This window comes from Bacillus sp. B1-b2, from assembly GCF_009183415.1.
Classification (GTDB): Bacteria; Bacillota; Bacilli; order Bacillales; family Cytobacillaceae; genus Niallia.
The window spans coordinates 19,172-45,899 of the sequence record NZ_WEHU01000018.1 but is presented as its reverse complement, the minus strand read 5'-3'; the positions used below and the strand labels follow the sequence as shown (position 1 = coordinate 45,899).

General features: G+C 33.7%; 22 protein-coding genes and 1 pseudogene. 12 read left to right on the top strand and 11 right to left on the bottom strand.

The features are described from left to right. Positions 1–407 precede the first annotated feature (407 nt). The 3 genes from F9279_RS16660 (at position 408) to F9279_RS16650 (ending at position 2,975) form a co-directional block, all read left to right on the top strand. Positions 408–1,253 carry an SDR family oxidoreductase gene (locus F9279_RS16660; protein WP_152115093.1) on the top strand — a complete coding sequence of 282 codons (846 nt, stop codon included), beginning with the start codon at positions 408–410 and terminating at the stop codon, positions 1,251–1,253. A 78-nt stretch (positions 1,254–1,331) separates the two neighbouring features. Beyond that, complete coding sequence (locus tag F9279_RS16655; protein WP_152115091.1) at positions 1,332–2,159, top strand: aldo/keto reductase; 828 nt, start codon at positions 1,332–1,334, stop codon at positions 2,157–2,159. Positions 2,160–2,720: 561 nt separating this feature from the next. Next, positions 2,721–2,975, top strand: a complete 255-nt coding sequence (locus F9279_RS16650) for a GlsB/YeaQ/YmgE family stress response membrane protein (RefSeq protein WP_152115088.1) — start codon at positions 2,721–2,723, stop codon at positions 2,973–2,975. A gap of 83 nt (positions 2,976–3,058) precedes the next feature. Here the strand turns inward: F9279_RS16650 and F9279_RS16645 are convergent, their stop codons facing one another. Beyond that, entirely contained in the window at positions 3,059–3,985 is a 927-nt protein-coding gene (locus F9279_RS16645) for an RluA family pseudouridine synthase (protein ID WP_152115085.1), read from the bottom strand. A gap of 170 nt (positions 3,986–4,155) precedes the next feature. Here F9279_RS16645 and F9279_RS16640 point away from each other — a divergent pair, with 170 nt between their 5' ends. Further along, positions 4,156–4,551: a DUF5365 family protein gene (locus F9279_RS16640; RefSeq protein ID WP_152115083.1), complete on the top strand. Its 396-nt coding sequence runs from the start codon at positions 4,156–4,158 to the stop codon at positions 4,549–4,551. A 376-nt stretch (positions 4,552–4,927) separates the two neighbouring features. Here the strand turns inward: F9279_RS16640 and F9279_RS16635 are convergent, their stop codons facing one another. Together F9279_RS16635 and F9279_RS16630 are read right to left on the bottom strand one after the other, a co-directional pair. Continuing rightward, positions 4,928–5,401 (bottom strand): thioredoxin family protein, encoded by a 474-nt coding sequence (locus tag F9279_RS16635; protein ID WP_152115080.1) that lies wholly within the window; start codon positions 5,399–5,401, stop codon positions 4,928–4,930. After that, entirely contained in the window at positions 5,398–5,844 is a 447-nt protein-coding gene (locus tag F9279_RS16630) for a disulfide oxidoreductase (protein WP_152115077.1), read from the bottom strand. The genes F9279_RS16635 and F9279_RS16630 overlap by 4 nt, the downstream gene beginning before the upstream one ends. A 225-nt stretch (positions 5,845–6,069) precedes the next feature. On the opposite strand from F9279_RS16630, the gene F9279_RS16625 reads away from it, so the two are divergent. Continuing rightward, entirely contained in the window at positions 6,070–7,608 is a 1,539-nt protein-coding gene (locus F9279_RS16625) for a bifunctional GNAT family N-acetyltransferase/carbon-nitrogen hydrolase family protein (protein WP_152115075.1), read from the top strand. A 779-nt stretch (positions 7,609–8,387) separates the two neighbouring features. Here F9279_RS16625 and F9279_RS16620 read toward each other — a convergent pair. Beyond that, positions 8,388–8,633, bottom strand: coding sequence for a YhdB family protein (locus tag F9279_RS16620; RefSeq protein ID WP_152115073.1), 246 nt, complete (start codon positions 8,631–8,633; stop codon positions 8,388–8,390). 195 nt (positions 8,634–8,828) lie between these two features. Here F9279_RS16620 and F9279_RS16615 point away from each other — a divergent pair, with 195 nt between their 5' ends. Then, complete coding sequence (locus F9279_RS16615; protein WP_226793632.1) at positions 8,829–9,803, top strand: M14 family zinc carboxypeptidase; 975 nt, start codon at positions 8,829–8,831, stop codon at positions 9,801–9,803. A 36-nt stretch (positions 9,804–9,839) separates the two neighbouring features. Next, positions 9,840–10,169 (top strand): DUF3889 domain-containing protein, encoded by a 330-nt coding sequence (locus F9279_RS16610; RefSeq protein ID WP_152115068.1) that lies wholly within the window; start codon positions 9,840–9,842, stop codon positions 10,167–10,169. Positions 10,170–10,215: 46 nt separating this feature from the next. Here the strand turns inward: F9279_RS16610 and F9279_RS16605 are convergent. The 4 genes and pseudogenes from F9279_RS16605 to F9279_RS16590 form a co-directional block, all read right to left on the bottom strand. Then, positions 10,216–11,196 (bottom strand): annotated as a pseudogene (locus F9279_RS16605) (ABC transporter permease). Beyond that, positions 11,189–12,100, bottom strand: a complete 912-nt coding sequence (locus F9279_RS16600) for an ABC transporter ATP-binding protein (protein WP_152115065.1) — start codon at positions 12,098–12,100, stop codon at positions 11,189–11,191. Before F9279_RS16600 ends, F9279_RS16605 begins: the two are co-directional and overlap by 8 nt. Beyond that, a complete protein-coding gene (locus tag F9279_RS16595; RefSeq protein ID WP_152115063.1) occupies positions 12,093–12,887 on the bottom strand; it encodes a GDSL-type esterase/lipase family protein in 795 nt (264 codons plus the stop codon). The genes F9279_RS16600 and F9279_RS16595 overlap by 8 nt, the downstream gene beginning before the upstream one ends. 192 nt (positions 12,888–13,079) lie before the next feature. Continuing rightward, on the bottom strand, positions 13,080–13,967 hold the full coding sequence (locus F9279_RS16590) for a YitT family protein (RefSeq protein WP_152115175.1): 888 nt from the start codon (positions 13,965–13,967) through the stop codon (positions 13,080–13,082). A 317-nt stretch (positions 13,968–14,284) separates the two neighbouring features. Between F9279_RS16590 and F9279_RS16585 the strand changes: the two genes are divergently transcribed. From F9279_RS16585 to F9279_RS16570, 4 genes are all read left to right on the top strand, one after another. Next, positions 14,285–14,707 carry a DUF4181 domain-containing protein gene (locus F9279_RS16585; protein ID WP_152115061.1) on the top strand — a complete coding sequence of 141 codons (423 nt, stop codon included), beginning with the start codon at positions 14,285–14,287 and terminating at the stop codon, positions 14,705–14,707. A 65-nt stretch (positions 14,708–14,772) separates the two neighbouring features. Next, positions 14,773–15,030, top strand: coding sequence for a hypothetical protein (locus F9279_RS16580; RefSeq protein WP_152115059.1), 258 nt, complete (start codon positions 14,773–14,775; stop codon positions 15,028–15,030). 122 nt (positions 15,031–15,152) lie between these two features. Then, positions 15,153–15,449 carry a hypothetical protein gene (locus F9279_RS16575; RefSeq protein ID WP_152115057.1) on the top strand — a complete coding sequence of 99 codons (297 nt, stop codon included), beginning with the start codon at positions 15,153–15,155 and terminating at the stop codon, positions 15,447–15,449. 734 nt (positions 15,450–16,183) lie between these two features. Next, a complete protein-coding gene (locus F9279_RS16570; RefSeq protein WP_152115054.1) occupies positions 16,184–22,255 on the top strand; it encodes an InlB B-repeat-containing protein in 6,072 nt (2,023 codons plus the stop codon). Between the two features lie 187 nt (positions 22,256–22,442). Here F9279_RS16570 and F9279_RS16565 read toward each other — a convergent pair whose 3' ends face one another. Together F9279_RS16565 and corA are read right to left on the bottom strand one after the other, a co-directional pair. Next, positions 22,443–23,078: a pentapeptide repeat-containing protein gene (locus F9279_RS16565; RefSeq protein WP_152115052.1), complete on the bottom strand. Its 636-nt coding sequence runs from the start codon at positions 23,076–23,078 to the stop codon at positions 22,443–22,445. Between the two features lie 94 nt (positions 23,079–23,172). Beyond that, positions 23,173–24,120, bottom strand: coding sequence for a magnesium/cobalt transporter CorA (gene corA / locus F9279_RS16560; RefSeq protein WP_152115049.1), 948 nt, complete (start codon positions 24,118–24,120; stop codon positions 23,173–23,175). 303 nt (positions 24,121–24,423) lie between these two features. Here corA and F9279_RS16555 point away from each other — a divergent pair, with 303 nt between their 5' ends. Next, on the top strand, positions 24,424–25,119 hold the full coding sequence (locus F9279_RS16555) for a response regulator transcription factor (RefSeq protein ID WP_152115047.1): 696 nt from the start codon (positions 24,424–24,426) through the stop codon (positions 25,117–25,119). A gap of 79 nt (positions 25,120–25,198) precedes the next feature. On the opposite strand, the gene F9279_RS16550 is transcribed toward F9279_RS16555, so the two are convergent. After that, positions 25,199–26,578 carry a hemolysin family protein gene (locus tag F9279_RS16550; RefSeq protein WP_152115044.1) on the bottom strand — a complete coding sequence of 460 codons (1,380 nt, stop codon included), beginning with the start codon at positions 26,576–26,578 and terminating at the stop codon, positions 25,199–25,201. Positions 26,579–26,728 lie beyond the last annotated feature (150 nt).

The following is a 26,728-nucleotide window of genomic DNA, read 5'->3' as shown; positions in this document are numbered from 1 at the left end:
GTTACCTCCATTAATATATAACAAAAAATTTGACCAAGACTTACATATTGTAAAGGAAATATGTCGAATATCCTAGTATTTTGTATTAAAATTTACAAAAAATTAATATTAGGTTTACTTAATACTGTTTACTTTTTTACAAAATTTATAATTAGTTTACAATTGAGCTATTTCCTTCTTTCATTTTAAGTATTACCTCTGTCTAGATAAGTTACGCATTATTCATTTCCAAAGATTTAATTTTGGGATGTTATTATTATTTGAATAGACTTTTTGCGAATAGCTTACATAAAACAGACAATAACAGTTAATCATGATAAATTAATAAAAAGGGAAGCAAAGTATTAAGTAATACATAATGTGTAGAAAGTCAGCTTACATAAAACATAATAATAGAAGGTGTTTAATTGGATAAAAAAGTGGTGGTTATTACAGGTGCAAATAGTGGATTTGGGTTAGAAATGGCAATAGAGTTTGCTACCTCAAGTTTTTTTGTTGTTGCAACAATGAGAGATATAACGAAGAGAATGGTATTGATGGATATAGCTAGGGAAAGAGGCATCGAAGAAAATATAAAAATATTACCTTTAGATGTTACTATAGACTGTTCCGTAAAGGAATTTCAAACCTACATAGAAGAGCTTAATAGAGTGGATGTGCTAATCAATAATGCAGGTTACGCAGGCGCAGGATTTGCAGAGGAAGTATCTATCCTTGAATATCAAGAACAAATGAATACCAATCTATATGGAACGATAAGAGTAACGCAAAGTATCCTTCCTATCATGCGTAAACAAGAGCAAGGAAGAATTATTAATATTAGTAGTATAAGTGGATTATTGGGGTTTCCTGGAATAAGCCCTTATGTTTCTTCAAAATTTGCTTTAGAGGGGTGGAGTGAAGCCTTACGATTGGAATTATTACCTTTTTCTATCTATGTTGCTTTAGTAGAGCCTGGCTCCTTTCGTACCAATATTTGGACAAGTGGAAAGAAGATGGCAACTGAGTCACAAAAAAAAACCTCACCATATTGGAATTACCTCAAACAAATAGAGTCTTATTTAGAAAATAGTAGTAAACATTACGAAGGTCCGTCCATAGTAGCTAAAAAAGTCTATAAAATTGCTAATGAGAATTCCCCAAGGTTACGTTATTCTGTAGGAAGAGGAGTCAAGCAAATGATGTTAGCAAGACAATGGCTTCCATGGAAATTTTGGGAAAAATTAGTTCTATTTATGATTAATAAATCATAAATTGTGAATTAGCAGAGCACACTGATTGTTCAATCGAGGATAATAAAAATGGCGTATTGAATTCTGGAGGTGTTAAGAATGGCTCATTCAATGAAGGATACTATTTTATTTCATAACGGAGTGGAAATACCGCAATTAGGACTCGGAGTCTTTCAAGTGGATGAAAATGAAGTGGTTCAAACTATTAAAAAGGCTATTCAAATAGGTTATCGATCCATTGATACTGCATCTAGTTATCGAAATGAAGAAGGTGTAGGAACAGCTATTAAAGAAAGCGTTATCTCAAGGGAAGAGTTGTTCATAACAACGAAATTATGGAATGATAATCAAGGATATGACTCCACCTTACGTGCCTTTGAAGCTAGCCTAAAAAAGTTAGATCTTGACTATATTGATCTTTATTTAATTCATTGGCCAGGTAAGGATAAATATGTAGAAACTTGGAAGGCATTTGAAAGGTTATATCAAGAAAAGTTAGTAAGAGCAATCGGTGTTAGTAATTTTCAAGAGCATCATTTACAAAACTTACTTGCTTATGCGAACGAAAAGCCAGTTGTAAATCAAGTAGAACTTCATCCTCGGTTAACACAAGAAAAATTAAAAGACTACTGCAAAAAACAGAATATAAAAATACAGGCTTGGTCTCCTATAGCAAAAGGAAGATTAATCAATGAACCTACATTAAAATTTCTTGCCAAAAAACATGGAAAAACACCTGTCCAAATTATTTTAAGATGGCATTTGCAAAATGGTCATATTGTGATACCAAAAACAGTAAAACCTGAAAGATTAAAAGAAAATACAAATCTGTATGATTTTCAATTAAGCCTAGTTGAAATGGATCAAATTGATCGGTTGAATATGAATGAAAGATTAGGAAGTGATCCTGACAAATTCCTATTCTAATTAATAATAAGTGAAGGGTAATATGCTTTACATGAAGGAAAAGTTATCTAGTGATGTTGATGATAGCTTCATTTAGCTTAGGTGGCGTATGTGTAAAGTTTTTAAATCATATAATAGTTTAATTAAAGTAAGAGACAGAGTGAAAAGCACTCTGTCTTTTTTTACCTGTTAATAAAAAATTTTTTTTCAATAAGAATATTAAGTTCTATTTTTAAGAATGGTTTCTTTGCAACATCAAATGGTTACGAATTAAATCTCTACTATATTATCGCTGTGCTTGCAGTGGCATTGACTGGAGCTGGAGCATATAGTTTAGATGCAGCTTGGCTCTAATCTAATATTGGAAACGAAAAGCTGGAGAGATGCTTATAAGTTTCTCCAGCTTTTCTTCTAATTTCTTTTTTCCATAAGTAAGGTGGTTTAAAAAAAAGCAAGGGTGGTAAATATAGAGTACAAGCAGATAGGGATAGAAATTCCGTACGGACTAGATGCTCGAGTTAAATCATTCTATCTTAATTGTGTTAGATTTTTTCACAACAATGGATAAAGGAGTGTTATAAAATGGGATTCTTATGGTCATTAATTATAGGTGGTATTATAGGTTGGATTGCAGGACTAATTGCAGGTAGAGATGTTCCAGGTGGTATTATAGGTAATATTATTGCAGGTTTTGTAGGAGCTTGGTTAGGTTCATTAATTCTTGGAGATTGGGGCCCAACACTTGCTGACTTTGCTTTAATTCCAAGTATCATTGGTGCTGTAGTATTAGTATTTATTCTAAGCTTGATTATGCGTGGTATGCGTAAAACAACTTAATAATAATAAACGGACGAGCCAATTGATTGGCTCGTTTTGTTATGTAGAGAATCAAATTTTGGGTTTTCGCAAACTTTCCTATTCTATCCTCTTAGTAAATGGTTCCAATCTTCATGGGGGAAAATCTCAGGCTGATCCATTGGTGGTGCATAGATGGAGAGCGTTTCCTCTGTGAATGGATGTTTGAATTGGATGTTTACTGCATGTAATGCTTGTCTTGTAAAAATTGGAGTTCCTCCATATAGGGTATCTCCAGCAAGTGGGTGCTTGATAGAACTTAAGTGAACTCTAATTTGATGTGTTCTGCCTGTGTCCAAGGTACATGATAGGAGAGACAAATTCTTATTAGGGTACTTTTTTAGTAATTGATAGTGAGTCACTGCATGCTGTCCATTTTCTGCAATTCTTCTTCTGTTAGAATGATGTCTGTCTTTTCCAATTGGTTTATCAATACTGCCCTTCTTCTTGCTTAACAGGCCATGTACTACTGCAATATAAGTTCGCTTAATATCTCTTTCTCTTAACATATGGTCAAGCATATTTGCTACTAACTCATGTTTAGCAAAAAGAATACATCCAGTTGTATCTCTGTCTAATCGATGAATATGCTTAAGTTGACGTTCCTCCCCATTAGCTAACAGGTAAAAAGCAACCCCATTTAATAAGGATGTTGTATCAACTTGATCATTTGGATGAGTGTCCATCGAATCAGGCTTATTTACAATAAGAAGAAAATCATCTTCATACAGAATAGATAAGTCCATATATGTTGGAGTTATCGTATTTGGCTGGCTATGAAACAGTTTAATTTTAAGTGAATCTCCTTTATGAACAGTAGTTGTCCAAGGTACATTTTGGTTATTTAATTGTACCTTCTTTTCCATTTTAAACAGATGAATTTGTTTTCTAGAAGCGCATAAGTAAGAAGCGAATATTTCTTCTATATTTTTGTTTTCCCATTGTGTAGGGATTTTAAGAAGCAGCCAATCTCCTTTACGTTCGAAATTCATTTTTAAGGTATCCTCCTTTTTCTCTTGATTTCATTTCCTATATATGTATAAAAACAGGTTATCCAACCTATCATGGTTTTAATTACCACAGAAATGGAAGCAAGTCCTATGTTAGACTATGGTTAATAATACTTTAAGCTTAAAGAAATAAAAAGGGTGGTTTTTAGTTAATGAAAGTAGTTTTTGCATCAACACCTACACAAGAGGAAAGAATCAACGAACTCATTCATACATTTTATTCTAAGATTTTTCCTTATTATTTCTCGGATAAAGAGATTCGTGCTTTTGAGCGATTACAGGTTTTAGCGATAACACCAGAAGTTTCAAGCACTTTAAAAACATCATATCAGGTTATCGCAAGTCTTCAAACTTTAATCAATATTTTAGAAGATCCTGATCAAAAAGAGGACTATCAGCACTTATTTGAAAAAAATGTGCAGATTTTAGAAGAGTTTGATTTGTTTTTTCCCTTTGATTTAGATAATTTTATGGTGAATCAAGGAAGCAACAATAAACAGGGCGAATTTAGCATGTATATAGAAGCAGATAATCAGTATTTGCTATAGAAAAAATAGCTGTATCTTCAGTTTGTCAATATAGTCCTGGATAATGTAGTAGGAGGTTATGAAGGAGTTTATTTATATATCTCTCTGAAATAGGGGGGATGATTTTCGTTACAGGGATTCGTTTTCCGTGGGGCTCGAGCTGAGCCCACAGGGAGTCTCACCCCTGGAACGTAGATCATTAGCATAAAAATTTTATTTAATCTTCCTAAAATCTATTTTAAAAAGTGATATAGAGATTAAAGAGTACTTATATGAACAGATAATATAGTAAACAATATTTCATTATTTGAAGAGGCTTCCGGTTGACCCGTGACCGGAAGTCTCGGAAAACCTCCCAAAACACATATCAACTATATTATATCTACAAATCCTTCTATTACTCCGTTACACTATACTCCTCAAGCCACTGTTTAAATACATCAGGCTCATTATACCCAACAATACGGCCAACTTCTTTCCCATCTTTAAATTGAACAAGGGTAGGAGTTGATTCGATATTATACTTTGTCCAACCATCTTGGTATTCTAGTAAGTTGTATTGGTCAATATGCACATCTAATTCGTCTGCTAATGGCATTAATTCAGGTGTTGTTTGTTTACAATAAATACAAGTAGAGCTAAAGAAATAGACAGTAGCAGTACCGTCATCCGCTAATTTAGTATCTAAATCGTCAGGTACAATTATATTTTGATAATTAGGATCTTCAAGCTGGTCAATCGTTGCAGCATTTAAATCTGTTTTATCATATAAGCTTCCTTCAAGTGCCTTATCCTTCTGGTAATTAGATAATAGAAAAATACCAACAAATAATATTACAGTAAATATAGTGAAAAAGAGTACTTTTTTCATTTGTTCATCTCCTTTGTTTTTCTCCAAACAATCAAGCTACACGTAAAGATAATAGTAAATCCAATTAGTGCTAAAAGAGGAATAGTGATAAATCCTAACCAATTTATGTAGGATCCCGTACAAGAAACAGGACCACATGCATGGGACGTTTCAAATAAAGTGGGGATTTTCTGCATGGAGTAATGATAGATAGAAACTAATCCACCTATTCCTGAAAGAATCATCGTGTAAAAAGCGATTTGATAGTCTTTTCTAATAACAGCTATTCCTAAAATAATGACAAAAGGGTACATAAGAATTCGTTGATACCAACAAAGATTACATGGAACAAAATCTCGTATTTCGGAAAAATAAAGACTGCCGAACATACTAATAACAGAGGCAATCCATGCTAAATAGAGGATATTCTCTCTAGGGTCTTTTTGCTTTTCTTTTTCAACCATATAATGCTCCTTCGTTTTATTCTCTCCTACTTCAATAAAGAGACAAGAGTATAGAAAAAGTATAAATGTTATTAAATTTGATGTAAACAAACTTGTCTTGTGTTCTAAAAAGATTACATTTCAATAAAATAGGGAAATGTAGAAAGAAGTAGTCTAACTCTATTAAATGCTAGATGTATCTCATTTATGTAGAAAAGAGAATTTTTTATAAGGGAGTATAATACTATGTCAAAATTGGATTTATCAAAATTTGAGCGGAAACTAGTAATACGTAATATGGAATATCGTGATATAGATAATATAATGAGACTTCAAGCAGTATGTTTCCCAGGAATGGAACCTTGGACAAAGGACCAATTACATAGCCATATCAATATTTTTCAGGATGGTCAATTTGTTGCAGAATATGATGGGGAGATTATTGGATCTTGTTCTAGTTTGATCATTAACTTTGATGAATATGATGCTAGGCATACTTGGGATGAAGTAACAGATCGAGGTTATATTTCTAACCATAACCCTGATGGATATAACTTATATGGAATAGAAGTAATGGTAGCTCCTAAATTTAGAAGAATGAAGATTGGTCATCGCTTATACGAAGCGAGAAAAGAACTTGCTAGAAGTCTAAATCTACAAAGTATTATTATTGGTGGTAGAATTCCGAATTACTATAAATATGAAGACAAAATGACAGCGAGAGAGTATGTTCAGGAAGTTTTAAATCATCGCATATATGATCCTGTTTTGTCCTTTCAATTAATAAATGGCTTTACGTTAATGCGTATAAATAATAATTATTTGCCAGATGATACCCAATCAAAAAGTTATGCAACTATAATGGAATGGAATAATGTAGAGTATTTACCAAAATCGAAGCGCTTCTTTAAGAGTAGTTATCCAGTAAGAATATGTGTGGTTCAATATCTGATGAGAAAGATTGATAATTTTGAGGATTTTGCTAATCAAGTGGAATATTATACAGATGTTGCCTCAGATGCGGAATCAGATTTTATTGTCTTTCCAGAGTTACTTACAACTCAACTAATGTCTTTTATGCATGAAAAGGTACCGAGTGTGGCTATTCGAAGGGTAACAGAATATACAGAGCAGTACATAGAACTTTTTACTAATTTAGCGCTAAGATACAATATCAATATTATTGGTGGCTCTCATCTTGTGAAAGAGGATGATGAAGAAGTTTATAATATTGCGTATTTATTTAGGAGAGATGGAACAATCGAAAAGCAATATAAATTACATATCACTCCTAATGAACGCAAATGGTGGGGAATTCGACGAGGTGATGCGATTAGAGTGTTTGATACAGATTGTGGAAAAATAGCTATTCAAATTTGCTATGATATTGAATTTCCTGAGCTCGCTCGTATTGCAACAGATATGGGAGCAAAAATCATCTTTACACCATTTTGTACAGAAGACCGCCAAGGCTATTTACGCGTTCGATATTGCGCGCAAGCAAGAGCAGTGGAGAATCAAGTATATACGGTTATTGCCGGGACAGTAGGAAATCTACCTCAAACAGAAAACATGGATATACAATATGCTCAGTCTGCGATATTTGCTCCTTCTGATTTTGAATTTGCGAGAGATGGGATAGTGGGGGAAACCAATCCTAATATAGAAATGGTTATGATAGGAGACGTAGACTTAGAAATACTAAGACGCCAACGACAAAGAGGAACTGTTCGCCAATTGAAGGATAGAAGATTTGATGTGTATAGGGTGGAGTATAAGAAGTAGCAGCAAAACCACGGCTTAGCCGTGGTTTCACCTTTTTGAAAATAGATGATGTCAATGAAAATGCCTCCAATTTTTATAACATGTGTATGTCGAGAATTTGTATAAGTAATGAACTCGCTAAATAAGGTTTTGGTTTCTGTTACAGGCGTTCGGGTTCGCTTTCCATGGGGTTCGGAGCTTTAGCCGAGGTCTGTCTTTTGCCTGCAGGGTATAAAGCTTTCGCAGATTCCATAGGAGTCCCACCATTGAAACATAAATCATCTGGAAAAATACATTTTTTTTCTATGTTTCTTTTTCTTAAGCTTATATTAATAATTTTGTTTAAAAAAATTTCTACAGCCAATTTGTAGGTATCATCAAAAATAAGCGGAGAATTCCGACTAAAGGTAAATATAATGTTAATTGCCTTGCTAATAAGCGGATTTTTCCGGTTAAGTAATTAAAATGCCTCCGATTTCATGTGTTCTAAGGAAATAGGCGTAATTCTCCGTTTATTTCCGTTGTTTTTCATAGAAGTAATGAAAATAAGAGGATTTATACGACTATTTTTCTAAAAGTGGTCTTTTCCAAATTCTCTATGGTACGAAGAATCATACATTATTTCATAGCTCTTTCAATTTTTTACTATTTCCATATTTGAATGGGAAAGTACATAGAAAAATCCATTGTGTTACGAGAGGGTTTATCTCTATTTCCACAAATTGTCCATAGTCAATTTTGTTTTTCAACAGTCTAAAACCACGGCCAAAGCCGTGGTTTTTTTGGTGGAATTCTATATTTTACATAGTGGTTGTGTGATTCCATTCATCTTCCGCTAGCTCGTTGGCGTGGTCGATATAACGTAATAATGAATATAAGTTTTTTTCTATGACAGAATAATCATGTTCAAAGTTATAGGCGTGTAGAAATTGTTCAATTTTTTTGGAAAGAAAATGGTCATGTGTTCTCACCATCAAAATGAGGAGATTATCCCATTCTGATCGATGTGTATAGTAAAGTGCTCGATCATAATCTGTTTTGTTCATATCTCTTGCCTCCTAATCTGGGAAGGAGATATGAATAGTATATGAGGAACATCAGATTTGTTACCCACTAAATCTTGGTTATGTTGAATCAATGGGATTATCTAATTTTACCTGTATAAATAATACTTTCTTTATCTTAGTTCAAAGAATAAGATGAGGGATGTTTTCGCAAAATAAAAGGGAAGGAGGGGAATGATGAAATACTTAATAATGGCCATTGCAATTGTAATAATATCCTTATATGAAGTGGACTTTGTTCATGCTGCCTCAATTATTAATACAACGAAGTCTTATACATATGAGGAGTACCAAGAAGATGTATGGATCTTAAAAAGTAAATATAAAAACCAATTACGTATTATTTCATTTGGGAATTCTGAGTTTGGAAGGAAGCTATATGCAATACAGGTTGGAAAAGGAAAGAACAATATTATGATTACGGGAGCACATCATGGAAGAGAGTGGATTACTTCCCTATTGACGATGAAGATGGTAGAAGAAACAGCAATATCTTTACAAGCAAATGAAAATTACTTAGATCAATTTTCTATATGGTTTGTACCGATGTTGAATCCTGATGGAGTTACCATTCAACAAGGAGACATAGAAAAATTCCCCTTTCTTTCTAAAAGAAGAATCTTGAAAATGAATAATGGTTCAACGGATTTTAGTAGTTGGAAAAGCAATGGTCTTGGAATTGATTTAAATAGACAATATCCAGCTGGATGGGAAGCATTACAGCATGGTAGTGAAAAACCTTCTTACAAAAACTATAAAGGGCAAAAACCGTTAGAAGCAAGAGAAACAAATGCAATTGTTAAGCTTACAGAGCAAATAAAACCAGTTCTTGCAGTATCCTATCACTCATCTGGGCAAGAGATATTTTGGCAATATAAGAATGATAATGAGCAAAGAGACAAGAAAATAGCAGAAGCAATTGCCAAAGAAACAGGCTATAAATTAGGAGAGCCGAAAGAGGATGCAGTAGGTGGAGGCTATACAGATTGGTTTATAACTACTTATCAATTGCCAGCTTTTACAATTGAAATCTGCCCTTTAGTAGAAGAAACGAATCCTCCTATAAGTTCTTTTGCAAGTGAATGGAGAAGAAATGAAGAAATTCCACTCTTGTTAATAGAAGAAGCGAAAACATACATAAAATCACCATAGAGAAGGAAAAATAAGAAAAAGCAGGTGGAGGTAACTATGAAAAGTCGTTCTTTAACTATCCTAATGGGGAGTGTTATCGTTTTGATGATGGCATTTATGTTCCCATCTCATAACATTGCTGTTCAAAAGTTAGATTATGAAAAGTATGGAAGTATCGCAATAGCTGTAGTGAAAGCAGATTATCCGGAAGAAGCAGTTACTGATTATGAATATGTAGGTAGGAAAAAAATATCTTCACAGGAAGTGCAGGATTCTTTTCGTTTCCAAGTAAAGGAAGATGGGAAAGAAAAAACAGTTATAGTAACCATTAACCACAAAACAACAGAAGATAAATTCATCTCTTTAACGGTAGAGGAACCTAAATAAGGAAAAGTGTGTTACCTAAAAAGCGATAGGTAACACACTTTTTCTATTAATAAATATCTCTTTTTGTAAATGCTACAAAAGAAATAATTAATCCAGCTATTCCCCAAACTGCCAAAACAGTTAAAGAAAAGGGAAGGGACATGCCTTCAATAGGTGGTATATTTCCTTGTAAATAATCGGTTAGGCGTAAATTAACCATAAATAAATATTTAGCTGACTCCCAAGAAGAGGCAATAGAACTTATGATGGTTCCAGAAATTAAGAATGCAAGCATAACTCCCATTCCTGCTGCTGTACTCCTAATTAATACAGATATCATAAAGGATAGAGTTCCGACAACTAGGGAAACAAACCATCCAAGACCAAATACCATTATCAAGTATTGCCATTGTGGAACTAAATGCACATTTGCTGTATTTAATTCCCCAGCTTCTACTGTAAATCCAGTAAGCACAGGAGCAGACCACCCTGCATATCCAAAAAACAAGCCAGAAATGAGATAAGAGAATAAACCAAAAATAAACAAAATGATAGAAATAGTTAGTATAAGAGTAAGGTATTTACTCATTAATATTTTCCATCGTTTTATGGGTCTTGTTAATAAAAGCTTAATGGTTCCAAGACTTTTTTCGGAAGAAACTAAATCAGCTGATACAATCATCACCATTAAAGGAAGTAATAACTGAATAGAGTTATCTAGAAAGACCCGCAAAAATGTAGGAGCGCCAGGTTCTTGTGGGTTAATGTTATGATCTAAATAATATTGACTTTGATCAATCCGTACTTTTAGCTGTGAGCGCCATTCTTCGGAAATACCACTAGAGCCTATTCTGTTTTGCATATCAATAATAGATTGCTGTAAGGTTACTCTTCAATCAGTGTCTCCAATTCTTTTCTTTACATTTTCCATTTCACGAAACTGAGCATATGTGAACATGGAAATCATAATGCCGATAATGATGGTTATAACGAATATCCTTTTGCTTTTTACAAGTTTTAGCATTTCATTATAAATTAATTTACCCATTGGACTCGCCTCCAGTGAGTTCGAGGAAAAGATGCTCAAGAGAAGGGATTTGACGATTCATTTCCTTTATTTCAATATTTCCTTCCATTAATAATCTGCTCCAATTAGATACTTCTGTTTCTATATAAGGAGTAATCACCATATCTCCTTGAATTTGAACAGATGGAGAAACTTGTCTTAATAGTTGAGCACCTTGTTCTAATGGCGAAAAACGCCATATTAATTTTTCCTTTTGTGTGAGTAAGGTTTGAACTGATTCAGTGTGAATAATTTTTCCATCTAGGATAATGGATACGCGATCACATAATAATTGAATCTCACTTAATAAATGGCTAGAAACTAGCACGCTTAATCCTTCCTCTTTAGCTAAATATCTGATAAACTGACGCATCTCTCTAATTCCAGAAGGGTCTAATCCATTAGTAGGTTCATCCAGTATTAATACTTTCGGTTTGCTTAGTAGAGCTTGTCCAATTCCGAGTCGTTGTCGCATACCTAGTGAATAGGTTTTTACTTTATCATGTATACGATCGGTAAGACCAATTAGATCTACTATTTCTTGTATCCGGGTATCATCCACATTTGTCAGCATTCTCGCAAAATATTCTAGGTTTTCCCACCCCGTTAAATAAGGGTACAATTCAGGATTTTCTACAATACATCCTAGTCTTTCCATCGCTTTAGAAAAATCTTTATTAACATCATATCCGCAAATTTGTATGCTTCCTGAAGTAGGTTTAATTAACCCTACTAACATCCTTATAGTAGTAGTCTTTCCAGCTCCATTAGGACCTAAGAAGCCAAATACCTCTCCGCTTTTTAGTTCAAAGCTTATATCTTTAATAATTTCACGTTTTCCAATTTTTTTACGTAAATGTTGAACAGATAATGTGATATCACTCATCTTCATCTACCTCCCATGAAATAAGGGATGCAACTCTGTCTGCCATTAGTTGATATCCTTGTTTATTTGGATGAAAATGGTCTGTATATAAATAGGTTTGTACATTTTGCTGAAAGATATCATATGTAGGAACAAAAATGGTCTTAGCATAGTTAGCGCTTATTTCTGCTGTTTGATTATTCCAATTACGAACTACTTGAGAAGTTAAAGCACTATCTTCTAAATCACTAAAAGGATTATACAATCCGATTAAATAAATGGTAGCTTGTTCATTATGAAGACGGAGTGTTGATAATGCCTCCTCTAAATTAGTCTTATAGGAGTCTGCCAAGCTGAGGATAGAATCTTCGTTTATATTTTGAAGGGATTCTCCTCCCTGGAATAAATCGTTTCCACCAATCGTAATGAAGATAATAGTAGCATTTGACACTTGCCTCTGAATCTCTTGTTGTTTTATCTGTTCTGTTAAATCTGTTGAAGTGAGCCCTTTGATTCCATAATTATATAAGGTAATCTTCTTATCTGTTTTCTCGGAAAGCTGTTCTTTTAAATAGCCAATATACCCTTTTCCTGTATCATCCCCAGTCCCTCTTGTTAACGAGTCACCTAGGGCAAGTAAACGAATATCCGTACTTTCATCATCCTGCTTTTCTACATCAGAGGCTGTTTCGATTTTCGTACTTGTTTGGCTATAATAATCCACTAATACCCAACCAAGTCCAAAAATCCAAAGAGCACAAACGACGGTGGATAAAAGTAAGATACTAATGGTAGTATTTTTCTTCAAATATGTTCCCTCCTAACTAATGAAATTTTTTACAAAAACAGAAGTAATTAAACCTATTATGCTTTAAATATTTATAATCAACAATATACCTTAAAGAAAAGGAGGAAAACAAATGTTAACGCAGACAAAAAGACCTCCAGTTGGAAGTCTTAGACTGTTGAAGAACGAAAAAGTATGGATTTTTAAATGCTTTTAATGGATATCTTTCTTCTTAAATCTTCCTCCACGAACTTCTGAAATGTTAGCGACGGCAAGAAAGGCAGACGGATCTAATTCTTCTACAATCGTTTTTAATTTGGCTTCTTCAAGACGATTGATGACACAAAAAATGACCTTCTTATTATCTCCTGTATATGCACCTTCTCCTTTTAGATAGGTTACTCCACGTCCTAATCTAGCTATTATTGTTTCACCGATTAAGTCAGAATCATCACTAATGATCCAGACTGATTTAGATTCATCTAGACCAGCTATTACAATATCAATTACTTTAAATGCAATAAAATAAGCGATAAGAGAGTACATGGCACGGTTCCAAGAAAAAACAAATCCAGCACAAATAAAAATAAATACATTAAAAAACATAATGATTTCGCCGACAGAGAAAGGAAGTTTTTTGCTGAATAGGAGTGCTAGTATTTCTGTACCATCAAGTGAACCGCCAAATCGCAGAACAATCCCTACTCCAATGCCCAATATGATTCCACCAAAAACGGTTGCTAAAAGTAAATCAGAGGTAAACACAGGTACATCATGTAAAGAAATGGTGGTTATGGAGAGAACGGTGATTCCGAGAAGAGTGGAATAGGCAAATGTCTTTCCGATTTGTTTATATCCAATATAGAAGAAAGGAATATTAAGAATGAAAATAAAATAGCCAAGTTTCCAGCTTGTTAAGTGGGACAGAATAATAGAAATACCTACAATCCCACCATCTAGTATTTGATTTGGAACAAGAAATTCCTCGATTCCTACTCCCATCAAAATACTTCCTAAAATAATAAAGAATATTCTCTTGGCTAGTACTTTTTTCGGTAGCAGCTTATGATGAGGCTGCTCCACCACTACATCTGTTTGCATTTGAAATGACTCCAATGTGAATTCCTCCCATGTTAGATTTATCGTTTATATACTTTGAAAAACTTAATAACTAGAAATAACGAATATGTAGGGGATAAGAAAGAAGAAAGAGGTACGTGAGTTATGTTTATCTTATCATAATATTTACACAATTGCTGATATCTAGGTTGATGTATTTAGAAAAGCTTAAAAAGAGAAGATAACATCTGAATCTTTTTTAAGACTTAATCGTAGATATTATTAGTATATTAATGTAAATAAATGTATATATCTACTTGGTTGTACTAAATTTTATCAGCTTAGGAGGGGGAATTAGTATGTATGATACAGAACCTATTACTACACTCATAATGATTATATTATTAGTTTTTGTTCCCTTAGCGCTGTTTGCTTTTCATACCACCATGAGAAAATGGTTGAAAGTCGAAGAACATAATTTCTTCTCCTATAACCATGTAAATCAAAAGCATAAAAGAATTGATTGGACAATTAGAGTCATCGCAATGGTCGGTATGTTACTTTCTTTACCTGTATATCTATCAAGTGATTTTACTTATTGGTTTCTACAGCCTTGGATTATCATGATTTTATTTTTGATTATATCCGAAATAGTTCGAGCTGTTATGGAACGAAAATATGCGGATAATCCTAATGCTTATAAACTTACTATTATTCAGTTGTTATTCACACTACTATTGATTTTTGTATTATTTCAATTTTTAGGATTATTTGAGATTTAGATATATAAAGTGATGACATTTAAAAGATATGGGTTAATAAATAATACTCGGGAGGAGAAAATGATATGTTTCCATTAGGAATAGAAATAAAAAAAACAGCTAAAGAATTAATCATTAACTGGCAGCTAACAGAGGTTAGAATTCCGATAGAGGAAATAGTGGAATTTATAGAAGATGATACATATGGAGGAGTAGATAAAACCGCCGTAAGAATTGGAACTCCATATGGAACGACTGATCGAATCTATATTAAGACGAAGAAACAGAACTATCTTCTATATACTACAAACAAGTTTGCTCTCATGAAGAAAATAAAAGCTTAAAAAGGAGTGGTCAGGATAGAACTTCTAGCGTTATATTATAAAAAATATACGGGAACTGTAAAGCCAGTGGATTTTATACGATGGGCAGAGCATGCTGAGTATTTAGCATAAGGAGGTAATTCATGGTTATTTTTATACTATTCACCTTATTATTCTTCCCTTTTTTCATTTGGCTATCACTAACATATGTTGGATATAATCAGGTTGGTGTTATTGTAGACTCAATGAGAAAAACAATTTATATAGGCTTCTTATTTTCACTAAGCCTTTTTCATTTCATTAGTAATACTATATTTTCATTAAGTGCTTCATATGGTTTACCGATAACGATTTTAATTATTTTATGTTTTAGCACATATATGTTAGTGGTTATAGTCAGAGATAAAAAAAGTCCTAAGGATATTGGAGAAATGAAATGAATGATAAAAATACGTCTGATACATTTATGCACTCTCCACAGTGCATTACTATTGAAGAAACACAATAATCTTCTACAATTATCTACTATTAAAAAAAGATTATCTCTCAAAGCTTAATTTTAAGCATAGTAACGAATCTATAGGCTTTTCCATAAGAAAACAATATCTAATCAATGGCCTTCTTAATAATAAGAGGGCTATTTTCTGTTTCCACTAGTTTGCAAATGGAAGGATTAGTGGAAAGTAGTATTTACTATATAAGATAGTAAATATTTATCATATCTATTATAAATATACTTCTCGTCATCTTGTTAATATTTAGATTTATTTCCATGTAAAATCACATTTTTCCAAACACTAAGTGAAGTAAAAGATAGGAAAATAATCGGTAAATGTATCCAAATTAGAAAGTAACTATGAAAATGAAGATAGTAGGTAAAAAGTCATGCGTTTATGAAAAAGCTAGATCTCAAGTGGGAAAAGAGGTCCGTTATATAAAAGTATTTGGATATTAATGTAAGACGTTAGGTCAAAGGGTTCTAATATTTGGAAATAAGATACATTTAATCCTCTAATTTCCTATGTTGGGATGAGGGAGATATACCGATATATTACTATAGTAGGATAGAAAGGGGTGGTTGTTTAGGATACTTATAGATTCAAACGATTAGAAAGTAATAGTCAGTCTATCCATTAGGTTTTCTTTTTAGTGAAATTAAGAGGGGAAGTAAAAGATGAAGCGCATATTTTCCATAATACTTATCTGGGTATTGTTGTTATCGATTATACAACCACCAGGTATCGGCTATGCAGTAGGCACAGGTATGAATGGTTCTGGAACAGAACAAGATCCATTTATCGTTACAACTGCAGAAGAACTTAATCAAGTTCGTGATAATTTAAATGCTTTCTATAAGTTAGGTAATGACATAGATTTAAGTAATTATCCAAATTGGGAGCCAATAGGAGATTATTCTTCAGGACCATCATTTAGAGGAAGTTTCGATGGAGATAATCATACTATTAGTGGATTAACAATTGATAGTCAAACATATGGATTAGGGTTATTTGGTAGTGTAGAAACTAACGCTACCATAAAAAATGTTCACTTAAAGAATGCTTCAGTTAAAGGGCAATTTTTGATTGGAAGTTTAGTAGGATACAATAAAGGAACAATTAGTAATAGTAGTTCTGAAAATGGAACTATCCAAGGAACATCTCATCAAATAGGTGGATTAATAGGATCGAATTCTGGACCTGTTAGTGATAGCCATGCAAGTGGTAATGTAACTGGTGGTAGTACGGCTGGTGGATTAATTGGTATAAGTGATAAAACAATTAGCAGAAGTTATTCTACTGGAACAGTCACTGGTACGGATCAGGTTGGTGGTTTGGTTGGGACAAGTTCCCATGGAGGAATTATCACAGATAGTTACTCACAAGCAAATGTCAAGGGAACAACATATGTAGGTGGTTTAAATGGGATTAATAACGGCAGTATTAAAACTAGTTATGGTTCCGGAAAAGTCGAAGGTAATAGCTATGTTGGTGGATTAGTTGGTTTTAGTAATGGTGGCTATGTTACTTCTGGCTACTATGATCAACAAACATCAGGTCAATCAAATTATGGCAATGGTACACCGATGTCAACTGTAGACATGAAGAAAAAGACCACTTTTACAAGTGCATATTGGGATTTTAGCAATATCTGGACAATTAGCGATGGACAATATCCTACACTTCACCCATTTGGATATGTTCCTAATTATGAAGTGACGTATAATGCAAACGGAGCAACAGCAGGCGATATACCTGTTGATGATTCAGGTTATAAAAATGGTGAAGCAGTCTCTATTAAAGGAAACACTGGAAATTTAGAAAAAACAGGTTTTGCTTTTAATGGCTGGAATACGACAGCAGATGGTAGTGGAACGAATTATAAAGCAGATGAAACGTTTAATATAGGAAATCAAAGTATTACTCTGTATGCTAATTGGAAAGCAGTTTTTACCATGAATGGTTCGGGTACAGAGCAGGATCCTTATATTATTACAACAGCTGATGAATTGAACAGTGTGCGAAATGATTTAACGGCTCACTTTAAATTAGGGAATAATATCGATTTAAGCAGTTATATAAACTGGCAACCAATTGGTACCTATAATGCTGGATTTAGAGGAAGTTTTGATGGAGCTAACCATACTATTACTGAATTAAAAATGAATAGTAATATTATGGGGACAGGACTTTTTTCTTCTATATATTCAGGTGGAGCAATTCGCAATACTTTCTTAGAAAGTGTATCAGTAACCGGTACTAACATAGTTGGAAGTTTAGTAGGAATCAATAATGGTACTATTAGTAATAGTGGTTTAATTAGTGGAACAATTCATGGTAGTTCTGCAATTGTAGGTGGGTTAGTTGGTACTAACAATGGAATTATGAGTGATAGTTATGCAAAAGGAACGGTAACAGGAGCGAATAATGAAGTTGGTGGACTAGTTGGAGAAAATAGGAAAACAATTTCAAAGAGTTATTCTGATGGGAATGTAACAGCAATTCCTTCAGTTGGTTCCTATTTTGGCGGATTAGTCGGTTATAATATGTCGGGAACTGTAAGTGACAGTTATTCAACCTCAAATGTATCAGCGAGAGCATATGGCGCAGGTTTAGTTGGAGTAAACACTGGAAATGGATCCATTCGTAATAGTTATGCGATTGGTAATGTTGCTGGAACAAATACAGGCGGTCTAATCGCATTAAACAGTGGCTATGCCTCCATAAGTAATAGTTTCTATGATAAAGAAACAACCAATCAGGTGGATTCAGGAAAAGGTAATGGTCTTTCAACAGCAGAAATGCAGAAAATCTCTACATTTACAGATGCAGGTTGGGACTTTGATTACACATGGGAAAATAGTGGTAATAGCTATCCATCACTACAACCATTTGAAATGATCAAAACATACCGTGTGAAATACAATGAAAATGGTGCTACAGAAGGTTCTGTACCTAGTGATGGCACGAAATATAAAAAAGAAGACAATGTTACAGTAAAAGGAAACACAGATAATTTAGCAAAAACAGGCTTTATCTTTAATGGCTGGAATACAAAAGCAGATGGAACTGGAGCTTCTTTTGCAGAAGGCGATTCCTTTACGATGAAAGAAGAAACAATCACTTTATATGCACAATGGAAAGATCCGAATGCTATGAAAGGTTCTGGGACAGAAGTTGATCCTTACCTAGTTACAACTGCTGAGCAATTAAATAAAGTTCGAGACAATTTAACGGCTCATTATAAACTAGAAAATGATATTAATTTAAGTGGATTCACGAATTGGCAACCTATAGGTGATTTTAATACAGGTAAAGCTTTTACAGGTGAATTAGATGGTGCCGGTTATAATATTACAAACCTTCGTATAGAGCGTACAGATGTGAATTATGCTGGTCTGTTTGCTTATATAGGGATGGAAGGTTCTATCCATAATATTGGATTGGAAAATGTGAATATTATAGGTTCTGATTATGTTGGAGGACTGGCTGGAAACAATGATGGGGCAATCAGTTATAGCCATGTTACTGGTAAGGTATCAGGTCGATATTCAATAGGTGGTATAGTTGGTAGTAATAGAAGTACAGCAAACATGAATAACAACTATGCGAATGTAGATGTATTTGGTCTGAACAAACTAGGTGGTCTTGCAGGAGAAAACTCTTCTCTTATCAATAATAGTTATGCACTAGGAGCAGTAACAGGTAACTATTATGTCGGTGGATTGGTTGGAATCAATCAGGGAGGATCAACTGTAGTTAAGAACAGTTATTCCATTGGAGCAGTAACAGGGTCTATGGGGTTTGGTGGCTTAGTTGGACTAAACTATGGCTCCGTTATTAGCAGTTATTATAATCAAGAAACTAGCTCTCAATCAGATATAGGAAAAGGGGAACCTTTATCTACAGTAGCAATGCAGAAAAAAGATTCATACACTGCAGCCGGTTGGGACTTTAACTCCATTTGGGGTATAAAAACAGGACAATATCCATCTCTTTATCCATTTGGAACAATGCCTACGTACTTCATCGTATTTGATACAGATGGTGGAAGTAATGTAGTAGAGCAGTCTGTGAAAGAAAACGAGTCAGTATCAAAACCAGAAATGCCGAAAAAAGAAGGCTATTCATTTGTTGGTTGGTACAGTGATAAAGAATTAACTGTGTTATATGACTTTGAAAAGCCTGTAACATCAGATGCAACAGTATATGCAAAATGGGAAATTAATGAGTATCAAGTAAACTTCGATACAAATGGTGGAAGCGAGGTAGCTGCCGAAACAGTGAAATATAATGAAAAGGCCGTTATTCCAGAAACACCAACAAAAGAAGGATACACGTTAGTAAGTTGGTATAGTGATAAAGAATTAACTGAGTTATATGACTTTGAAAAGCCTGTAACATCAGATGTAATACTGTACGCAAAATGGGAAATGAACGAGTATCAAGTAAAATTCAATACAAATGGTGGAAGTAAGGTAGCTGCTGCAACAGTGAAATATAACGAAAATGCAGTAACGCCAGAAGCACCAACTAAAGAGGGTTATACTTTTGTAGGTTGGTATAGCGATAGTATGCTTGAAAATCAATATGACTTTGAAAGCCCAGTTAAGGCGGATGTAACTCTATTTGCAAATTGGACAATCAATGAGTATAAAGTGAACTTCGATACAGATGGAGGAAGCAAAGTAACCTCTGCAACAGTGAAGTTTAACGAAAAAGCAATAACGCCAGAAGCACCAACAAAAGAAGGCTATACATTTGCAGGATGGTATAGTGATGATCAGTTAGAAACACAATATGACTTTGAAAGTCCAATAAAAGCAGATGTAACTTTATTTGCAAAATGGACGATTAATGAATATCAAGTAAACTTCGATACAGATGGAGGAAGTAAAGTAACCTCCGCAACAGTGAAGTTTAATGAGAAAGCAGCACAACCAGAAGCACCAACAAGAGAAGGGTACACGTTCGCAGGATGGTATAGTGATAGTAAGCTAGAAACACAGTATGACTTTGAAAGTCCAGTGAAAGCTGATGTAACCTTGTTTGCGAAATGGACAATCAATGAGTATAAAGTGAACTTCGATACAGATGGAGGAAGCAAAGTAACCTCCGCAACAGTGAAGTTTAATGAAAAAGCAACATCACCAGAAGCACCAACAAAAGAAGGCTATACATTTGCAGGATGGTATAGTGATAGTAAATTAGAAACACAATATGACTTTGAAAGTCCAATAAAAGCAGATGTAACTTTATTTGCAAAATGGACGATTAATGAATATCAAGTAAACTTCGCTACAGATGGAGGAAGTAAAGTAGCATCAGAAACAGTGAAGTTTAATGAGAAAGCAGTACAACCAGAAGCACCAACAAAAGAAGGGTACACGTTCGCAGGCTGGTATTCCGATAGCAAGCTAACAAAGGTGTATGATTTTGAAAAATCAGTAACAACAAATCAAACATTGTATGTGAAATGGATATCAGCAAACAATACACTTGCTGCTATCAATTTATCAAATAATATTAGTTTAACTCCTACATTTGATAAAGAGAAAACAACATACACAGCTTCGGTTAAGAACGAGGTTACTGAATTAACGATTACTTTCTTAAGATCAGAAATAGAAAGTAAGGTGCAAATTAATGAGCAACTTGTAGATAATAGTTCATCTGAAGCAACAATCCCACTTTCTGTTGGGGAAAATATGATTAAAATCAAAGTTACTGCTCCAGATGGAGTTTCAGAGAAAACTTATTCTCTTCAAGTTACACGTGCTGAAAAGCCAAAAGATGTTACAAAAGAAATAACGATTGATGTGGTTTCCGATAATAAGCAAGATGTGCTTGCACAAACAAAAGTGCAACGAACAACATTCGTAAATGGGAAAATTACAGATTTAGTTAACCTTACGTTAGAAGATACGAAAAATGTATTAGAAAAACTGGAAAATAAGGTAGAAAAAGTAGTTACTCTTTTCATTCCTGATTCCAATGATGAGGTATCTGAGACAAAGGTAGAAGTACCAAGTAATGCATTGCAATTGTTAGGGCAAGGAGGATCTGCACTCCAAATTCAAACAAATGATGTTAATATTTTCGTACCAAATAAATCCATTGCAGATTTCAACAAAGATCTATATTTCCGAGTTGTACCAGTGAAGAACGAAGCAGATAAAAAAATAATAGAAGAACAAGCTAAGCAGGAGCAGATGGTTAAAGCTATACTTCAAGATTCAAATAGTGAAATCCAAGCACTTGGACGTCCAATGGAGATTGAAACAAACATGCAAAATCATTTGGTAACGATCATGTTGCCATTGCCAACAGATGTATCGTTAACAACTGAAATGCTTGATAACCTAGCTGTTTTTATCCAGCATAGTGATGGAACAAAAGAAGTATTACCTGGAATTATTGTAAAAGATGAATCTGGCAACCTTAATATCCAATTTGATGTGACAAAGTTCTCTACGTTTACCGTTATGTATATGGAAGGAGCATCTAAGTACTTTGCAGATGATGTGATTGACCATACAACAGGAGAAGAAATAACAGATAATACAGCTACTGAGACTGTAACAAAGAATGAACAAGCTGAAACAGTTAAAGATGAAGAGACAAAAGAGTCTGCGTTACCTGATACAGCAAGTAATTCTTACAATTGGTTGTTATTTGGGAGTTTCTTAGTTTTAATAGGATTAATCGGTTTTTTCTTAGTAAGAAGAAGGTTTGCTAATAATAAATAAAACAGTTAATTAGCTTGTGATTAGAAAAGGATAGTTAGGTGGATTGACTTGCCTACTAGCATAGAACTGCAAAAAACTTGGCCAAAGAAAGAGTTGGCCAAGTTTTTTTGCGTAATTTTAAACAGCTTGTTACATTTTAACTTATCATGCAGTGGAATAAGTATCTCTACTAGTTTACACAGAGTAATTAATCTTTTATGACTAATCCCAATAAGCTCGCAAATTGAATGGCTTGTTGAGTAGAAACTTTGCATCCTCTCAAGTCTTCGATCGATACAACAAGTGAATCAAATTGAGAGGAACTAATATCTATTCCTTTTAATGAAGTTTGTTCAAAGTTTGCACCATCGAGGTTACATGTATTAAACTCTACGTTTTTGAATTTACAATCGTAGAAATCCGAGCTTTTTAATGAAACATCTTTAAATATTATTTTCTCAAGCTTTGAATTTCCAAATGTAGAAAGATTTAGTATGGAATTTTCAAATAGGACGTTGCCAAAGCTAGACTCTGGAAAGGTAGTTCCTAATAGTTTGCTGTTTAGAAATTCAACTCGGTGGATAGAAGAGCCACTTAAGTTTGCATTAGAAAAATCACAATTCTCAAAAACAACGTCTGTAATATCGATATTGCTAAAATCAGTATTAGTGAATTTGCAATTCTTTATCACCGCATTCATTAATCGTACTCTATTTAAAGTTTCATTTGTAAATTCTGAGTTAGTAATAGTACACATCTCAAGTATTGGATCTTCTTCATAATAAATATCACTAAAATTCTTAACCACTAATTCAGGTGAGATTTTTGGTATTGTTATTTTCATAAATAAACCTACTTTCATCATATATTGTTAGCTAACTAGCAAAAAGAATAGCCTCATTAAAAATAGAAATTACTATAGTATTCATAGGAGAATCTTATTTAAACCAGCCTTTCCTTTTAAAAAGGATGAACATGCTGATTGCGATAGTCGCCATAATAAATAGCAAAATAAAATAGCCGTATTTCCAGTGTAATTCTGGCATGTGTAAAAAGTTCATTCCATACAAACCAGCTAAGAAACTTAAAGGCATAAAAATGGTCGTGATTACGGTTAATATTTGCATAACTCGATTAGAGTGATGAGAATTGTATGATATATAGCTATCTCTTATATCTGTTGTTAATTCTCGGTTTGATTCTATGAGTTCAGCAAGCTTTAATAAATGATCATAAATATCTGAATAGTACTCCCGTTTAATGGTACCATCAGAGAGCTTTTCGGTGTTCATTATTGCATGTATCAAGTCTTTCATCGGAACAACCGAATGCCTTAAGGAAAGAAGTTTATGTCTAGTACCAAATAATTCGTCTAGAAGCTTTTCCATTGTTCGGTTAGTAGGATTATCATCTATTTCCGCTAGAGAATCCTCTATTCTATACATTATTGGAAAATAGTCATCAACAAGTTGATCCAGTAAATGATAAAGAATACTGTATTGTGTCCAGTTAGATACACTTTCGTTACTCAGCTTTGCCTTTACTCGTTCTGTGACTGTAGACGGCTCTTGATGAAAGGTGACAATGTAATTTTCTCCAACAAATAAATTTAGTTCCCCTTTATCCCCATTAGAGGGGGTTAAAGAGTGTGTAACAAAAAATGTATATGTATCAAAATAATCTATTTTAGGTCTTTGTAAATTATGGAGACAATCCTCAATAGACAATGGATGGAATTCTAGTGGATGATATAAATAATCAATTTCATGTGTTGTTGCTTGATCGAAATCGATCCAGTACCACGCGTAATTTCCACGAACTAATTCTTCAATCGGTAGATGTTCTATTAATTGATTGTCAAACGTTATGGCTAGGGTATGTATCATTTTTTAACTCCAATTATATATAAGTTTCTTGCTTTCTTTGTCATGAATTAGGATTTCTATGGTGCCTAAGTTATTATGATTATTGATTTTAGCTTCATTCTTTTATAGCTTTTAATAGTAGGGAAGATATAATACCTATTTCACCTAAATAATTGTACTACTTCTAGTGATACTTTTGGCAAGAAATAATGTTAGTATAGACATTTTCTTCTCTTTTGGGTTATGCTCCTAAGTAGATTTAGCATACTATTTGTTATAATTAGTATACATGAAACGCATTTAAAGAATAGGGAATGATAATTAATGAAGATACTTGTTATTGAAGATAATGTAAGTGTTTGTTCCATGTTAGAAATGTTTTTTCTGAAGGAAGGGTATGAAGGGAAATTTATTCATAATGGAAAAGAAGCTTTGAATTTCTTCTTAGAGAATCAGGATTGGGATATCATTATTATAGACTGGATGCTTCCTGAGATGGAGGGAGTAATCATTTGTCGAAGAATTAGAGAAGTTAGTACCGTTCCCATTATTATGCTTACAGCTAAAGATAGTGAATCAGATCAGGTTTTAGGGTTAGAAATGGGAGCAGACGATTATGTTACTAAACCCTTTAGTCCATTAACGCTTATGGCTCGAATTAAAGCCGTTACAAGAAGATTTCAAAAAGATACAACAAATACGATAGATGATAATATCTTATCAACAGAACATTTTAGAATTAGTAAGGAAACAAGAGAGGTTTATTATAATAATAAGGTACTATCTAACTTAACACCAAAAGAATTCGATCTATTATTTTATCTAATAAGTAATCCTAAACAAGTATTCACAAGAGAACAATTATTAGATAGAGTATGGGGCTATCAATTTTATGGCGACGAAAGAACAGTAGATGTACATATTAAACGTCTAAGAAATAAAATCGGAACAAAGGACCAGCCTTTTATTCATACGATTTGGGGTGTTGGTTATAAATTTGATGAGTCCATAGTGGATTAGTGGAAGGTTTACTTAGGTACCCAAGGGGGCTATATTATTCTGAGGATAGCTCAGCTACCCTCAGGATAATGATTCTTCACTAAATGATCTCTGCCTCTGAAGTAGTGGGAGAGATAGATTGTTTTAGACCGATATGCTGAGTACGATTAGATGTTACCTCAGGTTCTTTCACTTTCACAACTTCTACATATTGAATATGATGTTCTGTCATTTCTAGAATGGTAAAAGTATACGAAGCAAATAGTACACTATCTCCCTTTACTGCATCATAATTGGATGTAAGAATCCATCCACCTAATGTATCCATAAGCTCATCACTTAACTCAATATCAAGCAAAGCGTTCACTTCATTTATAGGTGTTTTGGCACTGATTATATAATGATTTTCCTTCATTTTTTGGATATTCGGGATTTCGTCGTTGTCAAATTCATCTCGGATATCTCCGACAATCTCTTCGATAATATCCTCTACTGTTGCTAGTCCTGATGTTCCACCATATTCATCCATTAAGATGGCCATATGAATTCTTTCTCTTTGCATTTTCAATAAGAGATTCTGGATAGGAAATGTTTCAATTACGCGAATTACTGGACGAATGTATGGTTTTAAGGTTTTGGTGTGTAAATCACCTGACTTTAATAATTCAGTCATTATTTCTTTCACATTAATCATCCCAATTATATGGTCTTTATCACCATCTGTTACAGGATATCTAGTGAATTGTTCTTCTATAATGAGACGATGTAATTGCTCTAAAGTGCTTGTTTGGTCTAAGGAGATCATTTCTGTTCGGGGAACCATTATTTCTTTTGCTATTCTGTTATCAAAATCAAAAATATTATTAACATACTCAAACTCAGAGTGGTTAATTTCTCCATTTTTAAAGCTTTCGGATACAATGATACGAAGCTCTTCTTCAGAATGTGCAAGCTCATGTTCAGAAGCTGGTTTTAATCCAAGCATTCTTGTAATTACTCTGGATGAACCATTTAATAGCCAAATGAAAGGATAAAGTATTTTATAGAATAATATTAAAGGCTTTGCTGCCCATAAGGTAATTCGTTCTGCTTTATGAATAGCGAATGTTTTCGGTGCTAATTCCCCAATGACAACATGAATAAAGGTAATGATGGTAAAAGCTATGGCAAAGGAAAAGACTGTAACAACAGATTCAGGGATTTGGATTAGTTGAAGCATAGGAGAAATAAGATGTTGAATCGTTTCCTCCCCAATCCAACCAAGCCCAAGAGCAGTTACTGTTATACCAAGTTGACATAAGGAGAGATACTCATCGAGGTTGTTGGTAACTTTCTTTGCAGCGCGTGCATACTTATTTCCTTCTTCAACTAGTTGGTCAATTCTTGAACTACGTATTCTTATAATAGCAAACTCTGAAGCTACAAAAAATGCTGTTAAAGCAATAAGTAGTGCAATGATACCTAAGTTAAATATGTCCAATAAGTTTCCTTAGCTCGTTTGGTCCGAGTAAGGAGTCACCTCCTGATTTATTCTGTTTTGAATGGAATTTCTGTATATTTTTTCTCTCTAGAAGAATTCAGGAACAAAGTTGAATGTTTTTTTGAGTAGTATAATAAAGGCTTGTGTATA

Excerpts from the sequence above, each read along its gene's own strand:
- F9279_RS16655 (WP_152115091.1), top strand. The coding sequence starts at position 1,332 with ATGGCTCATTCAATGAAGGATACTATTTTATTTCATAACGGAGTGGAA.
- F9279_RS16650 (WP_152115088.1), top strand. The coding sequence starts at position 2,721 with ATGGGATTCTTATGGTCATTAATTATAGGTGGTATTATAGGTTGGATT.
- F9279_RS16645 (WP_152115085.1), bottom strand. The coding sequence starts at position 3,985 with ATGAATTTCGAACGTAAAGGAGATTGGCTGCTTCTTAAAATCCCTACA.
- F9279_RS16640 (WP_152115083.1), top strand. The coding sequence starts at position 4,156 with ATGAAAGTAGTTTTTGCATCAACACCTACACAAGAGGAAAGAATCAAC.
- F9279_RS16635 (WP_152115080.1), bottom strand. The coding sequence starts at position 5,401 with ATGAAAAAAGTACTCTTTTTCACTATATTTACTGTAATATTATTTGTT.
- F9279_RS16630 (WP_152115077.1), bottom strand. The coding sequence starts at position 5,844 with ATGGTTGAAAAAGAAAAGCAAAAAGACCCTAGAGAGAATATCCTCTAT.
- F9279_RS16625 (WP_152115075.1), top strand. The coding sequence starts at position 6,070 with ATGTCAAAATTGGATTTATCAAAATTTGAGCGGAAACTAGTAATACGT.
- F9279_RS16620 (WP_152115073.1), bottom strand. The coding sequence starts at position 8,633 with ATGAACAAAACAGATTATGATCGAGCACTTTACTATACACATCGATCA.
- F9279_RS16615 (WP_226793632.1), top strand. The coding sequence starts at position 8,829 with ATGAAATACTTAATAATGGCCATTGCAATTGTAATAATATCCTTATAT.
- F9279_RS16610 (WP_152115068.1), top strand. The coding sequence starts at position 9,840 with ATGAAAAGTCGTTCTTTAACTATCCTAATGGGGAGTGTTATCGTTTTG.
- F9279_RS16600 (WP_152115065.1), bottom strand. The coding sequence starts at position 12,100 with ATGAGTGATATCACATTATCTGTTCAACATTTACGTAAAAAAATTGGA.
- F9279_RS16590 (WP_152115175.1), bottom strand. The coding sequence starts at position 13,967 with ATGCAAACAGATGTAGTGGTGGAGCAGCCTCATCATAAGCTGCTACCG.
- F9279_RS16585 (WP_152115061.1), top strand. The coding sequence starts at position 14,285 with ATGTATGATACAGAACCTATTACTACACTCATAATGATTATATTATTA.
- F9279_RS16580 (WP_152115059.1), top strand. The coding sequence starts at position 14,773 with ATGTTTCCATTAGGAATAGAAATAAAAAAAACAGCTAAAGAATTAATC.
- F9279_RS16575 (WP_152115057.1), top strand. The coding sequence starts at position 15,153 with ATGGTTATTTTTATACTATTCACCTTATTATTCTTCCCTTTTTTCATT.
- F9279_RS16570 (WP_152115054.1), top strand. The coding sequence starts at position 16,184 with ATGAAGCGCATATTTTCCATAATACTTATCTGGGTATTGTTGTTATCG.
- F9279_RS16565 (WP_152115052.1), bottom strand. The coding sequence starts at position 23,078 with ATGAAAATAACAATACCAAAAATCTCACCTGAATTAGTGGTTAAGAAT.
- corA (WP_152115049.1), bottom strand. The coding sequence starts at position 24,120 with ATGATACATACCCTAGCCATAACGTTTGACAATCAATTAATAGAACAT.
- F9279_RS16555 (WP_152115047.1), top strand. The coding sequence starts at position 24,424 with ATGAAGATACTTGTTATTGAAGATAATGTAAGTGTTTGTTCCATGTTA.